Annotated in this window: 11 protein-coding genes, 1 pseudogene and 1 CRISPR repeat array (1 of these 13 running past the window's edge); of the genes and pseudogenes, 3 read left to right on the forward strand and 9 right to left on the reverse strand. The window is 69.1% G+C overall.

Annotated elements, in window-relative coordinates; all coding sequences use genetic code 11:
• Positions 1-22: 22 nt before the first annotated feature.
• The 9 genes from C7443_RS00100 to C7443_RS00140 form a co-directional block, all read right to left on the reverse strand.
• Complete coding sequence (locus C7443_RS00100; protein WP_110016545.1) at positions 23-625, reverse strand: TetR/AcrR family transcriptional regulator; 603 nt, start codon at positions 623-625, stop codon at positions 23-25.
• 7 nt (positions 626-632) lie between these two features.
• Complete coding sequence (fabF, locus tag C7443_RS00105) at positions 633-1,904, reverse strand: beta-ketoacyl-ACP synthase II (RefSeq protein ID WP_110017002.1); 1,272 nt, start codon at positions 1,902-1,904, stop codon at positions 633-635.
• 115 nt (positions 1,905-2,019) lie between these two features.
• Positions 2,020-2,700, reverse strand: coding sequence for a Fe2+-dependent dioxygenase (locus tag C7443_RS00110; RefSeq protein WP_110016546.1), 681 nt, complete (start codon positions 2,698-2,700; stop codon positions 2,020-2,022).
• 74 nt (positions 2,701-2,774) lie between these two features.
• Positions 2,775-4,919, reverse strand: a complete 2,145-nt coding sequence (locus C7443_RS00115; protein WP_170123420.1) for a TonB-dependent receptor — start codon at positions 4,917-4,919, stop codon at positions 2,775-2,777.
• 186 nt (positions 4,920-5,105) lie between these two features.
• Positions 5,106-5,528 carry an ExbD/TolR family protein gene (locus C7443_RS00120; protein ID WP_110016548.1) on the reverse strand — a complete coding sequence of 141 codons (423 nt, stop codon included), beginning with the start codon at positions 5,526-5,528 and terminating at the stop codon, positions 5,106-5,108.
• A 1-nt stretch (position 5,529) separates the two neighbouring features.
• Entirely contained in the window at positions 5,530-6,246 is a 717-nt protein-coding gene (locus tag C7443_RS00125) for a MotA/TolQ/ExbB proton channel family protein (RefSeq protein WP_110016549.1), read from the reverse strand.
• A complete protein-coding gene (locus tag C7443_RS20505; RefSeq protein WP_146213196.1) occupies positions 6,243-7,067 on the reverse strand; it encodes an energy transducer TonB in 825 nt (274 codons plus the stop codon). Before C7443_RS20505 ends, C7443_RS00125 begins: the two co-directional genes overlap by 4 nt.
• A 113-nt stretch (positions 7,068-7,180) precedes the next feature.
• Complete coding sequence (locus C7443_RS00135) at positions 7,181-9,157, reverse strand: monovalent cation:proton antiporter family protein (RefSeq protein ID WP_146213197.1); 1,977 nt, start codon at positions 9,155-9,157, stop codon at positions 7,181-7,183.
• Between the two features lie 162 nt (positions 9,158-9,319).
• On the reverse strand, positions 9,320-10,252 hold the full coding sequence (locus C7443_RS00140; protein ID WP_110017003.1) for a LysR family transcriptional regulator: 933 nt from the start codon (positions 10,250-10,252) through the stop codon (positions 9,320-9,322).
• A gap of 99 nt (positions 10,253-10,351) precedes the next feature.
• Here C7443_RS00140 and metE point away from each other — a divergent pair, with 99 nt between their 5' ends.
• The 3 genes and pseudogenes from metE to C7443_RS20585 all read left to right on the forward strand — a co-directional run.
• Positions 10,352-12,646: a 5-methyltetrahydropteroyltriglutamate--homocysteine S-methyltransferase gene (metE, locus tag C7443_RS00145; protein WP_110016552.1), complete on the forward strand. Its 2,295-nt coding sequence runs from the start codon at positions 10,352-10,354 to the stop codon at positions 12,644-12,646.
• 146 nt (positions 12,647-12,792) lie between these two features.
• Complete coding sequence (locus C7443_RS00150; protein WP_110016553.1) at positions 12,793-13,209, forward strand: TOBE domain-containing protein; 417 nt, start codon at positions 12,793-12,795, stop codon at positions 13,207-13,209.
• Between the two features lie 501 nt (positions 13,210-13,710).
• Positions 13,711-14,442: pseudogene (locus tag C7443_RS20585) on the forward strand (DDE-type integrase/transposase/recombinase); the annotation flags it as partial.
• A 155-nt stretch (positions 14,443-14,597) separates the two neighbouring features.
• Positions 14,598-15,099: a CRISPR direct-repeat array (repeat unit 29 nt; unit sequence CGGTTCATCCCCGCGCCTGCGGGGAACGC) (it continues 3,314 nt past the right edge of the window).

Consider the following 15,099-nt stretch of genomic DNA (forward strand, 5'->3'; position numbering starts at 1 on the left):
AGCGCGACGCCAGACCGGCGGCTCATGCCCGCGCTTCGTCCTCGTCCAGATGAAAACGCTGATGCAGCGCCTGCCGGCAGCCGGCCAGCAGCGCATCGGACTGCTCACCCGTGCCGAGTGCCCGAGCCAGTGCCACGGCGCCGGTTATTTCGGCGAGCAGCGAACCGGCCTGCACCGCCAGCGCCGCCCCGCCATGGGCTTCGAGCAGGCGGGCGAGCGCCTGCTCGAAGCGGCCGACACCGGCGGCGAAGGCCGCATGCGCGGCGGTATCGAGGCGCGGCAGATCGGCCGACAGCGCCGGCAGCGGGCAGCCGCATTCGGGAGAATCGCGGTGCTCGCTCGAAATGTAGAGATCGAGAAAGTCGCGCAGCGCCTGGCGCGGCGGCTTGTCGGCGGTGACGCCGAGCAGGCGCTCGCGGCCCTGCGCGAACATGGTTTCGATCGCCTCGGCCACCAGCGCGCTCTTTGACGGGAAATGCGCGTAGAAGCCACCGTGCGTCAGCCCGGCACGGGCCATGATGCCGGCGACGCCGACACGGTGCGGGCCGTCGCAGCGGATCGCCTGTGCGGCCTCCTCCAGCACGCGGTTGCGCACGCGGGCCTTGTGGGTAGCGTCATAACGCATCGTGGTTTTACTCCCAGCGCCGCAGCAGCAGCGCGGCATTGACGCCGCCGAAGCCGAAGCCATTGACCATGGCATAGTCGACCTGCGCCTGCCGCGCCTGCAGGCCGATCAGATCGAGCCCGGCGGCCAGTTCGTCGGGCTGCTGCAAGTTTAGCGTCGGCGGCAGCCAGCCCTCACGCAGCGCGCAGACCGCGAATACCGCGGCCAGCGCGCCGGCCGCGCCGAGCAGATGCCCGGTGGCTGATTTGGTCGAGGAAATCGCCGGGCTGTGGCGACCGAACACCGCATGCAGCGCCGCCAGCTCGCCGCGATCGCCGACCGGCGTCGAGGTCGCATGGGCGTTGAGGTAACCGACGGCATCCGCCGGCACGCCGGCCTGCGCCAGCGCCACCCGCATCGCCTGCTGGGCACCGGCGCCGTCTTCCGGCGCGGCGGTGATGTGCCAGGCATCGGCGCTGGTGCCGTAGCCGACCAGTTCGGCCAGCGGCTCGGCACCGCGGGCGCGGGCGTGATCGAGGCGTTCGAGCACCAGCACCGCAGCGCCCTCGCCCATCACGAAGCCGTCACGCGCGCGGTCGAACGGCCGCGAGGCCTGTTCCGGTGTGTCGTTGAAGCCGGTCGACAGCGCCCGCGCGGCGGCGAAGCCGCCAAGGGCGACACGATCGATGCAGGCCTCGGTGCCGCCGGCGACGACGACATCGGCCTCGCCGGCGCGGATCAGACGCGCCGCATCGCCGAGCGCCTGCACGCCGGCGGCACAGGCGGTGACCGGCGCACCGAGCGGTCCGCGCAAACCGTGGCGGATCGAGACCTGACCGGCGGCGAGATTGACCAGGAACGACGGCACGGTGAACGGCGACAGCCGCCGCGGCCCGCGCGTGGCGACGGTCTGCGCCGCCTCGACGATCGCCGGAAAACCGCCGATGCCGGACGCGATGACGGTGCCGGTACGCGCCCGCGCCGCGGCATCGGCCGGCGCCCAGCCGGCCTGCGCCAGCGCCGCATCGGCGGCCGCCAGTGCAAACGGAATGAAGCGGTCCATCTTGCGCTGTTCCTTGGCGGCCACCACGCGGTCGAGGTCGAAGCCGCCCTCGGCATCTTCCCGGATGTCCGGCACGCGGCCGCCGATGCGGCACGGCAGCTCGGCAACGACGGCGGCATCGAGCGCACGGATGCCGGAGCGGCCGGCGAGCAGCCGCGACCAGACCAGCGGCACGCCACAGCCGAGCGGTGAAACGGCACCGAGGCCGGTGATGACGATGCGTTGCGACTCTTGCAAGACAGGCTCCTCGGCGGCCAGTCCGGCCGCGTGGATGACGGTGAAGATCAATAAATGATAGCCATCATCCCATAAGCCATGATCATTGTCATATCAAACCAAACCCGGCGCCGGCTCAGGTCTGCGCCCACATGCGCAGCAGGTTGTGATAGCTGCCGGTCAGCGAGACGATCGCTTCGCTGTCGGCGCCCTGCGCGCGCAGGCGCTGGATCGCCAGATCCATGTCGAACAGCAGCGTGCGCCGGGCGTCGTCGCGCACCAGGCTCTGCGTCCAGAAAAACGCGGCGATGCGCGCACCGCGCGTCACCGGCGTCACCCGGTGCAGGCTGGTCGAGGGGTAGATCACCATGTCGCCGGCCGGCAGCTTCACCGTGTGCGCGCCGTAGCAGTCGTCGACCGTCAGCTCGCCGCCGTCGTAATCCTGCGGATCACTGAGGAACAGCGTCGCCGAAACGTCGGTGCGCACGCGGGTATTGCTGCCGGTGATGGTGCGGATGGCGTTGTCGACGTGGTTGCCGAAGTCCATGCCGCCCTGGTAGCAGTTGAACAGCGGCGGGAACACCCGCTGCGGCAGCGCCGCGGTGATGAACAGCGCGTTGCGCTCCAGCGCCGCCAGGACCAGTTCGCCCAGCTCGCGCGCCGCCGGCGAGCCCTCCGGCAGTTGCAGATTGCGCTTGACCTGCGCCGACTGGTGACCGGCGGTGGCGCGACCGTCGACCCATTCGGCACCCGCCATCAGCGCCCGGCAGTGGGCGACCTGCGCGCGGCTCAACACCTCGGGAATATGCAGCAGCATCGGTTTTCTCTCTCGCGGACCATGCAGAAAAAAGCGCGCGCCCCTGGCCATGAGACGCGCGCAAAAGGTGGACATCAGAAGCGGTAATCGACGCTCAGCAGCGCGGTGCGGCCGATGCCGGGCACGGCGTGGCCGCCGTAGACCGATTCGTAATAGAGCTTGTCGGTCAGGTTGTAGACGTTGACGCGGATGTCGTAGTCGGCCTGCTTGTAGGCGAACTCGGCATCCCAGATGTGATAGCCGGGCGCGGCGACGGTGTTGGTGTTGTTGCCGTAGCGTTTGCCGACGCCCTGCACGCCGCCGCCGACTTCCCAGCCGCCGCCGAGCTGATAGGTGGACCACAGGCTGTAGGTATGCTTCGGCGCATTGGCCGGCACCTTGCCTTTCTCCGCCGGGTTGTTCGACTCGGTGATCTCCGGGTCCATGAACGCCGCGCTGGCGGCGATCTCCCAGCCCGGCGCCAGACGGCCGGTGACTTCGAACTCGACACCGTCGGTCACCCAGCGGCCATCGAGCACGTTGACGTTGAGCTGGTCGGGATCGACGGTGCGGGCGTTGGTCTTGTCGGTGCGGAAGATCGCCGCGCGCAGGCCGAGCTTGCCGTCGTTGAGATCCCACTTGGCGCCGAGCTCGTAGTTGATGTTCTTCTCCGGATCGAGCCCGTTGTTGGCATCGGAGATGGTCAGCGTCTCGGCGCTCGGGTTGAACGAGGAGCCGATGCCGATGTAGTACGACTGCACCGCATCCGGCTGATAAATGATGCCGAAGCGGCCGCTGGTCATCTTGTCGACGCGGTCCTTGTCGCTGCTCGACGTCAGCACGCCGGTCGTTGCGTTGTAGCTGTCGGCCAGCGAATGCGCCGAGAAGCGATCCCAGCGCAGGCCGGCGACCACCTTCCAGTTCGGCGCCACCTGCATTTCATCGAGCGTGTAGAGGCTGAAGGTGTTGGCCGACGCATCGGTGTACGAGGAACGGCCGAGCACGCGCAGGTTCGGCGCCGCCTGATCCGGGTCGGGATTTTCCAGGTTGGTCTGCGGCGCACCGCTGACGCTGTAGCGCGTGACCTTGCTGGTTTCGCGGCTGATCTCGATGCCGCTGACCAGCGTGTGCCTGATGTCGCCGGTATCGAAGCGGGCGGTCAGATCGGTCTGGTTGGCGAGCACGGTATCGGTGCCGTCGCGATACGGCTTGCTGCGATTGACGCTGATGCGGTCATACGGCGTGCCGGCCGGCGGATTGTTGGCGATGCGCGGCGCGCTCGGTGAGATCTCGCGATCGTAGTGGCTGTAGCGGGTGTGGTTGGTCAGGCTCAGCCTGTCGTTGAAGCGGTGCTCGAAGGTGATGCTGGCGATGTCGGTGGTGGTCTTTTCGAAGTCCTCATCGGCGAGGCCGTAGAAATTGTCCTTGTCGACGCTGACCGGCTTGCCGAAGCGGTACGGCACGCCATAGAAGGGGACGTTGTCCTCCTTCTGGCGGAAGTAGCTGAAGTTGACCTCGGTATCGGTGCCGATGCCGAAGGTGAACGACGGCGCGATGCCGTAGCGCTTGAATTCGACGTCCTCGCGGGTGAAGTCGGCGTCATGCCACATGGCGTTGAGGCGCGCCGCCGAGGTGTCGTCGAGCTGCTGGTTGACGTCGAGCGTCATGCGCCGGTCGTTGTTGGTGCCGATGGTGGCACCGATGCTGCGAAAGTCGTCGAGCTGCGGACGCTTGCTCTGCTGGTTGATCGCACCGCCGGTGGTACCGCGGCCGAACACCATCGACGACGGTCCCTTGAGCACCTCGACCGCCTCGATATTGAAGGTGTCGCGCGTGTACTGGCCGTTGTCGCGCACGCCATCGAGGAACAGATCGTTGCGCGCGCTGAAGCCGCGCAGATTGATGTTGTCGCCGGAAAAACCGCCCTCGCCCGCCGTGAAGCTGATGCCGGCGACGTTGCGCAGGGCCTGGCGCAGCGTCACCGCGCCCTGATCCTCCATCAGCTGCTGCGACACCACGCTGATCGACTGCGGCTGGTCGCGCAGCGAGCCCGGCAGGCGGGTCAGGCCGGTTTCTTCGCGCAGATAGGTCGGCTCGGCGCTGGCGCTGACGTTGACGTCGGGCAGCTGGGTGGCGTCCTCGGCCTGGGCAAAGCCCGGCAGCGAGGCGGCGAGCAGACCGACGACAGTGGGTGAAAACGGCGCGCGGACGGTGGCGCGGATGCCGGCGGAGTGGTTCATGTGCATTCCCCTGAGACAGACGTGAAACGAGGGGCTGGCTACGCACGACCGACCGGCAGGACGGAAACTCAGGCGTTGGCTGGCTGGACAAGGCGCAATGGACACAGCCATCGCGCAAAAACTCACGACGCCGGCCGCCGTGGCGGGCGCCGGGCCGTTGCTCGGTATGGCTTCAGCGTGCGCGGCTTACGGCGCGCGCGGCGGCTCGGTGATGAAGCCGATGCGCTTGAGACCAGCCTGCTGCGCGGCGGCCATGATCTCGGCGAGGCGCTGGTAGCGCGTCTCGCGATCGGCGCGCAGCTGCAACTCCGGCACCGGCTCGCGTGCCGCGGTCTCGGCGAACTTCGCCATCAGCTCATCGTCGCTCAGCGCCCGATTGTCCCAGTACAGGCGGCCCTCGCCGTCGAGCGACAGCGTCACCGCCGGCGGCGGCTCGGGATCGGGCTGCGCGCTCGCCTGCGGCAGGTCGAGCTTGACCGTGTGTGTGAACAGCGGCGCGGTGAGGATGAAGATCACCAGCAGCACCAGCATCACATCGACCAGCGGCGTGGTGTTGATCTCGGCATTCGGAGCGTTATGGCCGGGACGGCCGAAGCTGCCCATCGCCATCTCAGCACGCCCCCTGCAGCGCCCGTTCCGGCGCGCGCAGTTCGCCGTGCAGACGGGCATGCAGCGCGTGGCCGAAGGCTTCGAGATCGGCCAGCAGCAGGCGCTGGCTGCGGGTGAAGGCGTTGTAGGCCAGCACCGCCGGAATCGCCACGGCGAGGCCGAAGGCGGTCATGATCAGCGCCTCGCCGACCGGCCCGGCGATGCGGTCGATCTGCGCCTGACCGGCGGCGGCGATCGCGCCGAGCGCGTGGTAGATCCCCCAGACGGTACCGAGCAGGCCGACGAACGGCGCGGTGCTGCCGATCGAGGCCAGCGCGGTCATGCCGGCCTCGCAGCGGGTCGCCGCCCGATTGAGCCCCTGCTGCAGCGCCGCCGCCACCGGATCGCCGACGCCCTCCACCGGCCCGCCGTGGCGGCGCAGCCAGCGCCCGGCTTCGGCGCCGTGCTCGATCAGGTCGAGGAACGGCGCCCCGGCCGACACGCGCGAAAAGCGTGCGCGCACGTCCTCGACGCTCTCGGTATCGCTCCACACCGTCTGCGCCAGGCGGCGCGCGCGGCGCAGGCGCAGCAGCGACCAGCCGCGGGCGAGGATCAGCGTCCAGGCCAGCACCGACATCAGCAGCAGCGCCAGCGCGGTGCCGACGCTGACGGCATCGCCGGCCTGCAGCAGATGCGCCAGCCCCGGCGGCAGTTGCGCGATCAGCGGTTCGAGATTCATCGGTTCTGCTCCAGCTTGAAGTTGATCGGGACGATGACGCTGGCGGCGACGGCCTGCCCGCCGCGATTCGCCGGCACGAAGCGCCAGCGGCGCACCGTCGACAGTGCGGATTCATCGAGCCGCGGATAGCCGCTGCTGCGCATGACGCTGACCGCCTCGGCCAGCCCCGCGGCCGACACCCGCACGCTGAGCAGCACCCGCCCCGCCTCGCCGGCACGGCGCGAGGCCACCGGATACGGCGGCGCCGGGTTGCGCAGGTAGGCGGCATCGAAGCGCACCGCCTGCACCGGCTCGTCGGCCTCGCTGCGCTGCGGCGCGGCGGCAGCCTGCGCCACCGGCGCGCTCTGCGCAGCGCTCGGCAGCGGCCGCGGTTTCGGCGGCGTGCGTGGCTGTGGCTTCGGTTTGGCCTGCGGTTTCGGCCGCGCCGGTGCCGGCTGCGGCTTTGGCGGCGGCAGCGTGGCATTCGGCGTCAGCGCCACCGGCGCGCTTGGCGGCGCCGGCGGCTCCGGTGCCGGTGGCTCGACGGTCTGGGGCGGTTGCGGTGGCTGCGCGGTTTCCACCGGCGGCTCCGGGCTGGTCTCCGGCGTCGGCTGCGGACTGATCAGACGGGCGCTGAACGGCGTCATCGGCAAGGGCTGTGGCGGCAGCGGCGCGTCGAACCACACTGCCAGCGCGCCGGCATGCAGACCGAGGACCAGCAGGCTCCAGCCGGCCGTGGTCGGCCAGGCGACACGCCTGCGCGCACGGGTCTCGCGGCCGGCCGTGCGCCCCGCGCCGCCGGTCGAGGTATCGAGAAATGAATACGCCGCAGGAATCATCATGCGGCGCAGCATAATAAGAATATTTCTCGTTTGTAAATGCGAAGAAGATTAAATTTTACGTCATGGTGACATAAGTCATTGCTCGTTCAGCCTTTGCAAAGCCCCGCGCAGACTCAGCGGCCGGCGAGCAGGTACTGCTCGGTGCGCGCCAGTGCCTCCGGTACGCCGTAGAGCACCAGCACGTCGCCGGCCTGCACGGCGGTGTCGGCGGTCGGGCGTGTCGAGCGGATGCCCTTGCGCTGCAGCGCACGCAGCGCCACGTCGAGCGCGCTGAGGTCCAGCTCGGCGATGGTATGCCCCGCGGCCCAGGCACCGGTCGGCAGCAGCAGCGGCTTGAGGCGGGCCAGGTCCTCGTCGGCATCCTCGGCGGTACCGACGCCGAGATAGCGCTCGTGCAGCAGGCGGTAGCGGGTGACACGCGCCGCGCGCACCTGCCGCATGATGTCGCGCGGCGCCACCTGCAGCAGCGCCAGCAGGTGCTGGATCAGCATCAGGCTGCCTTCGAGGGTCTCCGGGATCACCTCGGTGGCGCCGGCGGCCATCAGTTTTTCCAGCTGCACGTCGTCGCGGGTGCGCACCAGGATCGGCAGATGCTGATAGCGCGCGCGCACCGCTTCGAGGATGCGGAAGGTCGCCTTGGCGTCGTCGTAGCTGACCACCAGGGCCACCGCCCGCTCCAGGCCGGCGGCCTGCAGCAGCTCGAAGCGCGTCGAATCACCGTAGCCGACCAGATCGCCGGCGGCGCGCGCCTCGCGCACGCGCTCGATGTCGAGATCGAGCGCCGCATACTGGAAGCCGGCGCGCTCCAGATAACGGGCGACGTTCTGGCCGACGCGGCCGAAGCCGCAGATCACCACATGGCCGCGCAGGCTGCCGGTTTCCTGAGCGATTTCAGTATTCGCCCGCGCCGCTTCGCGGCGTGCCTCGGCCCCGCTCAGGCGCGCGGCGAGGCGGCCGTTGTAGCGCAGCAGCAGCGGCGCCAGCGCCATGCTCAGCACGATCGTCGCCGACAGCAGATCGAGCAACGTGCGATCGAGCAGGCCGCGGGCGTAGGCCAGTGTCAGCATGACGAAGCCGAATTCACCGCACTGCGCCAGCGCCAGCGCACTGCGCGCCGCCAGCACCGGGTTCAGGCCGAAGCCGCGGGCGAGCGCGAACACCAGCACCGATTTCAGCAGCAGCACGCCGGCCAGCAGCAGCAGCAGCCAGCGCCACTGTGCGAGCAGCGCGTGCGGCTCGATCCACATGCCGGCCTCGACGAAGAACAGCCCGAGCAGCACGTCGCGAAACGGCCGGATCGCCGACTCCACCTGATGGCGGAACTCGGTCTCGCCGAGCATGACACCGGCGATGAAGGCGCCCAGTGCCAGCGACAGGCCGCTGGCGTAGGTCAGCACCGCGGCCGTCAGCGACACCAGCAGCACCGCCAGCGTGAACAGCTCGGAAGAACGGGCGTGGGCGATCTCGGCGAACAGCGGCCGCAGCAGCCAGCGTCCGGCCAGCACCAGCGCGACGAACACCAGCACCGCCTTGCACAGCGCCCACAGCAGCGGCAGCGCCAGCGCACCGTCGGCATTGGCGCCGAGCGCGCCGATCACCACCAGGAACGGCACCACCGCGAGATCCTGGAACAGCAGCACCGCCAGCGCCGCCTGGCCGTGCGGCGCGGCCAGCTCCAGCTGATCGGCGAGCTGGCGCACGACGATCGCCGTCGACGAGGCCGTCAGCACGCCGCCGGTGACGAAGGCCGCCGCCGGCGGTGCGCCGAGCGCGATCGCCACCGCCATCGTCAGCGCGGTGGTCAGCGCCACCTGCGCACCACCCATGCCGAACACCAGCCGGCGCAGCGCCATCAGCTGCGGCAGCGAGAATTCCAGACCGATGGTGAACAGCAGGAACACCACGCCGAACTCGGCCAGCTCGCGGATGCTGGCGTCCTCATGGATCAACCCGAAGCCGCCGGGGCCGATCAACGCACCGACCAGCAGGTAAGCAAGGATCGCCGGCAGGCGCAGGCGCTTGAACAGGGCAACGGCAAAAACGGCGCAACCGAGCAGGCCGATCCATTCGACGAGGACGCTGGTTTCCAAAAAATGGTCTCCGAAAAATAGGGAAATCGGGAACCCTAGCACGTCGCCGTGACGACGGCTGCCCGACGCTGGTGTAAGCGCCTGCGGCGCGCCGTGCACCGGCTGGACGCTGCCGGGCGGTGCACGGCGCAGCGAGTGCCGGCAGTCTCGTTCGCGGCCCGGCTACTCGCTCGGCAGCAGCTCGATGCCCGGCAGCGAGGCGCTGACGGTTTCGCGCACACCGCCCAGGAAATCCTGCACATAGGCGACCTGCGCCATGTGCGGCAGGCTGCTGGCGTAGAGCTCGCCGTGCAGGCCGGCAGCGCCGATCGGCCGGTCGACGACGTAGCCGCGCTCGACGAAGGGCTGCACCGCCCAGGCCGGCAGCGCGGCGACGCCGCGACGGCTGGCGACCAGCTGGACGATGGCCACGGTCAGCTCGCAGTCGCGGCGCGGCGGGAACACCCCGGCCGGGCGCAGCACGTCGCGGATCACGTCGATCATGTCGTCGGGCGCCGGGTAGGTGATCAGGGTTTCATTGGCGAAGTCCACCGGCTCCAGCCACGGCCGCGCCGCCAGCGCATGCGTGCGCGCCAGCAGCGCGCGGATCTCGAAGCGGAACAGCGGATGCAGTACGCAGCCCGGCTCGACGGCGCGCTGGTGCAGGATCACCAGGTCAGCGCGGTCGGTACGCAGCAGCGCGAACGGGTCGGTGTGGAAGCCCGAGACCAGATCGAGCTCGATCTCCGGCCAGCGCTCGCGCAGGCGGTCCATGGCCGGCATCAGCCAGTCGAAGCAGGTGTGGCATTCGACGGCGATGCGCAGCTGCCCGCTGCGACCGCCGACCAGCTGGCGGATGTCGGTTTCGGCATCGCGCAGCTCCGCGGCGACGGTGTCGGCCAGACGCAGCAGGCGCTTGCCGACCGGCGTGAACACCAGCGGCTGCGTCTTGCGCTCGAACAGCGCCGCGCCGTAGTGCTCCTCCAGCACCCGCAGCTGGTGCGACAGCGCCGATTGCGTCAGGCACAGCTGCTGCGCGGCGCGCGAGACGCTGCCGGTTTCGCGCAGCGCGGCCAGCGTGCGCAGGTGACGCAATTCGAGCGGCGAGATCATCATGAACACCATTCATGAGCAAAGCCAAAACTGATCATTTGAATCATATTAACCCGCAGCCAATCATCTCAAGCCCCTCGATCATCGCTTTGGAGCTTCGTGATGAGCCTGACCCATACCCTCGGCTTCCCGCGCATCGGTGCCCGGCGCGAGCTGAAGTTCGCGCTTGAACGCTACTGGCGCGGCGAGTCCGATGCCGCCGAACTGCGCGCCGTCGGCCGCAGCCTGCGCCGCACGCACTGGCAGGCGCAGCGCGAGGCCGGTCTCGACCTGGTCGCCGTTGGCGACTTCGCCTGGTACGACCAGGTGCTGCAGACGCTGGACTGGCTCGGCGGCCTGCCGACGCGCTTCGCCGACGCCGGCGCCGATGCGGACCCCTTCGTGCGCCTGTTCGCCTGTGCCCGCGGCAATGCCGCGCAGCCGGCGATGGAGCTGACCAAGTGGTTCGATACCAACTACCACTATCTGGTCCCCGAGCTGAGTGCCGAGCTGCGCTTCGACGGGGAAGCCGTCGAGCTGCTCGACTGGGTATGCGAAGCGCAGGCGCTCGGCCTGCACGCCAAGCCGGTGCTGATCGGCCCGCTGACCCTGCTGCGCCTGGCCAAGGTGCGCGGTGACAGCGGCGCGCTGGCGCAGCCGCTCGACTGGCTGCCGCGGCTGCTGCCGGCCTACCGGCGGGTGCTGCGCGCACTCGGCGAGCTCGGTGTCGACTGGGTGCAGCTCGACGAGCCGGCACTGGCGCTCGACCTCGACGCCGACTGGCTGGCCGCCTACCGCGAAGCCTACGCCGCCCTCGCCGGCCACGGTCCGCGCCTGCTGCTGGCGAGCTATTTCGGCGGCATCGGCGAGCACGCCGCGCTGCTGCGCGAGCTGCCGATCGACGGCGTGCACCTCGATCTGGTGCGCGCGCCCGGGCAGCTCGACGGCTTCCTCGCCGACTGGCCGCAGCCGCGCGTGCTCTCCGCCGGCATCATCGACGGCCGCAACATCTGGCGCGCCGACCTCGAAACCCTACTGGCGCACCTGAGCCCGCTGCACGCCGCGCTCGGCGAGCGCCTGTGGCTGGCGCCGTCGTGCTCGCTGCTGCACGTGCCGGTCGACCTGGCGCACGAAAACACGCTGCCGGCGGCGCTGCAGGGCGCGCTGGCCTTCGCCGTGCAAAAGCTCGGCGAGCTGACCACGCTGGCCCGCGGCCTGCGTGACGGCCGCGAGGCCGTCAGCGCCGCGCTCCTCGAAGCCAGTGCCGGCCGCGCCGCGCTGGCCGGCCTGCCGAACCGGCGGCACCCGCTGGTCGAGCAGCGCCTGGCCGAACTCGACGCCGACGCCGGCGAGCGCGCTCTGCCCTTCGCCGAGCGCGCACAGCGCCAGCAGGCGGTGCTCGGCCTGCCGCTGCTGCCAACGACGACGATCGGCTCCTTCCCGCAGACCGCCGCCCTGCGCGCCGCCCGCCGCGACTACCGCGAGCAGCGCATCGGCCACCTCGAATACCTGGAGCGCATGCGCGCCGAGATCCGCGAAGTCATCACCCGCCAGGAGGCGCTCGGCCTCGACGTGCTGGTGCACGGTGAGCCGGAGCGCAACGACATGGTCGAGTACTTCGGCGAGCTGCTCGGCGGCGTGGCGACCAGCGCCAACGGCTGGGTGCAGAGCTACGGCTCGCGCTGCGTCAAGCCACCGCTGATCTACGGCGACGTCTACCGCCGCGAGGCGATGACCGTCGGCTGGAGCCGCTACGCGCAGTCGCTCAGCGAACGCCCGGTCAAAGGCATGCTCACCGGCCCGGTGACGCTGTGGAAATGGTCGTTCTGCCGCGACGACCGCGACAGCGCCACGGTGATGACGCAGCTCGCACTGGCGCTGCGCGAGGAGGTCGCCGAACTTGAAGCCGCCGGCATCCGCATCGTGCAGATCGACGAGCCGGCCTTCCGCGAGGGCCTGCCGCTGCGCGCCGCCGCCCGCGCCGACTGGCTGGCCGCCGCGGTCCTCGCATTTCGCATCGCCGCCGCCGGCGCCGGCCCGGCGACGCAGATCCACACCCACATGTGCTACTCGGAGTTCAACGAGATCCTGCCGGCGATCGCCGCCCTCGACGCCGACGTCATCACCATCGAGACCGCGCGCTCGGACATGGAGCTGCTCGAAGCCTTCCATGACTTCCACTACCCCAATGCCATCGGCCCCGGCGTTTACGACATCCATTCGCCGCGCGTGCCCGGCAGCGCCGCGATGCTGCGCCTGCTGCGCCGCGCCGTGGAGCTGATCCCGGCCGAGCGGCTGTGGGTCAACCCGGACTGCGGCCTGAAGACCCGCGACTGGCCCGAGGTCGACGCCGCACTGGCGCAGATGGTCGAGGCCGCGCGCACGCTGCGCACCGAACTGGCGAGCGTCGCCGCCTGAGCCAGCGGCGCCGCGCGGGCCGCCAAAAATGCCGGCGCGCGCGGCGCAGCGATGGTGTTGAGCTTTCATATCGCCCGGGCGGAAGGTGCGTGCACGGCGACGCCAGGACGTCGTCCGCATCATCAATCCATAGAGGGATCAACATCATGAAGCTCAGCGCACGCAACCAGTTCTCCGGCACCGTCAAGGCCATCGAAGTCGGCGCCGTCAATGACGAAGTCGTCGTTGCCATCGGTGACGAGACGCTGACCGCCACGCTGACCAAGGACGCCGTCACCAGCCTCGGCCTCGCCGCCGGCGCCCCGGTGACCGCCCTGTTCAAAGCCAGCGCCGTGATCCTCGGCGCCGGCGCCCCGGGCAAGCTCAGCGCCCGCAACGTGTTCGCCGGCAGCGTCAGTGCGATCAAGGAAGGCGCCGTCAACGCCGAAGTCACGCTGACCACTCCGGCCGGCCTGACCGTCACCGCGATCCTCACCGAAGACGCCATCAAAGACCTCGGCCTCGCCGCTGGCAGCCCGGCTTACGCTTTGGTCAAGGCCACCAGCATCATCATCGCTGCCTGATCGCAGTCAGCGCTTAATGTTGAAAAACCCCGGCTGCGTCGGCAGTCGGGGTTTTATTTTGGGGGATGTTGGTTTGAGTGATGGTGGATGGGATGGAGAAATTATGATGATATAAAAAACGGTAGACAAAGCCTCATCAGCACTGCGAACTGCGGGAATACAGCATCGAAACGCCACCCGGCGGCGCAGCACATCCCCGCACCTGCGGGGAACTTGTCGCAATTCATGCTGCGATCTCATGGCGGAACGGTTCATCCCCGCGCCTGCGGGGAACGCGAACGCGAATACATGTCAGGTCCCGGACGGTTCTATAGTAAACCGCAGCTACCCGCTGTTCCTCGCCCGCGCAGTGCTGCAGTCGCTGTGTAACCCCCGTGCGGAGTCCAATCGATGCTGATGCGCCTGCACAAGAACGCCCGCACCACCCCGGCGATCCGCGCCGAGTTACGGGCGGCGACGGAACCGGTAGCGGTGCTGGCGCAGCGCTACCGGATCAGTGAGATGACGGTGCGCAAGTGGCAAGCGCGTGAAGACCCGCTGGACCGCTCCCATACCGCGCACCGGCTGCAGACGACGCTCAGCACAGCCCAGGAAGCGATCGTGGTGGAGCTGCGCCGCACCCTGCTGCTGGCGCTTGATGACCTGCCGGTCGTCACCCGCGCTTTCATCAACGCCCGGGTCAGCCGCTCGGGCCTGGATCGCTGCCTGCGCCGCTACGGCGTGGCGCGGCTTGAGGACGTGCGCCCGGCGGCATCCGAATCGGACACCCCGCCCAGCGGCTTCAGGCCCTATGACCCGGGCTACCTGCACGTCGACATCAAATACCTGCCGCAGATGCCCGATGAGCCGGCCCGGCGCTACCTGTACGTCGCCATCGACCGGGCCACGCGCTGGGTGCACCTGGAAGTGCTCGATGACCAGAAGGCCGCCACGGCCGCTGGCTTTCTCACGCGCGTACACGAGCGCGCCCCCTTCCACGTGCGCACCGTGCTCACCGACAACGCCAAGGCCTTCACCGACCGCTTCTGCGCCACCGGCGAGCGCGACCCCAGCGGCACGCATGTCTTCGACAAGGTTTGTCGCCAGCAACAGATCGAACACCGTCTGATCCCGCCACGGCATCCGCAGACCAACGGTATGCTCGAACGCTTCAACGGGCGTATCAGCGAGGTACTCGCCGGCACGCGCTTTGTCAGCGGCGCGGATCTGCACAGCACGTTGACGCGTTATCTGTGGCTCTACAATTACCGCATTCCACAGAAAGCGCTGGGTCATGTGACACCGCTCGAGGCGCTGAAGCAGTGGCAGAAAAACAGGCCGGAATTATTCAGAAAGCAGGTCAGGAATCAGCCGGGACCTGACAAATACATGAAATTCATTGAATTCGGCGGTTCATCCCCGCGCCTGCGGGGAACGCGTTTTCTTTGGAAATCGTCACGATTACTCAGGACGGTTCATCCCCGCGCCTGCGGGGAACGCATCCGGAATCAATTCAACCCTAATAGCACGGGCGGTTCATCCCCGCGCCTGCGGGGAACGCTCTGCTGGTATGACCTACGCCACCGCCCCCGACGGTTCATCCCCGCGCCTGCGGGGAACGCCGAAACACCCGCTTCTATCGGCTCAATTCCAGCGGTTCATCCCCGCGCCTGCGGGGAACGCTCCCCTGGAGATGGTGGTGGCGGTGTATTCCGCGGTTCATCCCCGCGCCTGCGGGGAACGCTGGGCGTCGGGCCTGCACACCGCAGGAAACTCCGGTTCATCCCCGCGCCTGCGGGGAACGCACGCTTTTGGAGGCGGCGTCGACGCAATCAAAACGGTTCATCCCCGCGCCTGCGGGGAACGCTGTCGATCCAGTCGTCCATGTACTCGACCAGACGGTTCATCCCC

Origin of the sequence: Plasticicumulans acidivorans (assembly GCF_003182095.1) — a bacterium.
GTDB lineage: Bacteria > Pseudomonadota > Gammaproteobacteria > Competibacterales > Competibacteraceae > Plasticicumulans > Plasticicumulans acidivorans.

Excerpts from the sequence above, each read along its gene's own strand:
- C7443_RS00110 (WP_110016546.1), bottom strand. The coding sequence starts at position 2,700 with ATGCTGCTGCATATTCCCGAGGTGTTGAGCCGCGCGCAGGTCGCCCAC.
- C7443_RS00125 (WP_110016549.1), bottom strand. The coding sequence starts at position 6,246 with ATGAATCTCGAACCGCTGATCGCGCAACTGCCGCCGGGGCTGGCGCAT.
- metE (WP_110016552.1), top strand. The coding sequence starts at position 10,352 with ATGAGCCTGACCCATACCCTCGGCTTCCCGCGCATCGGTGCCCGGCGC.
- C7443_RS00140 (WP_110017003.1), bottom strand. The coding sequence starts at position 10,252 with ATGATGATCTCGCCGCTCGAATTGCGTCACCTGCGCACGCTGGCCGCG.
- C7443_RS00120 (WP_110016548.1), bottom strand. The coding sequence starts at position 5,528 with ATGGCGATGGGCAGCTTCGGCCGTCCCGGCCATAACGCTCCGAATGCC.
- C7443_RS20505 (WP_146213196.1), bottom strand. The coding sequence starts at position 7,067 with ATGATGATTCCTGCGGCGTATTCATTTCTCGATACCTCGACCGGCGGC.
- C7443_RS00115 (WP_170123420.1), bottom strand. The coding sequence starts at position 4,919 with ATGAACCACTCCGCCGGCATCCGCGCCACCGTCCGCGCGCCGTTTTCA.
- C7443_RS00150 (WP_110016553.1), top strand. The coding sequence starts at position 12,793 with ATGAAGCTCAGCGCACGCAACCAGTTCTCCGGCACCGTCAAGGCCATC.
- C7443_RS00100 (WP_110016545.1), bottom strand. The coding sequence starts at position 625 with ATGCGTTATGACGCTACCCACAAGGCCCGCGTGCGCAACCGCGTGCTG.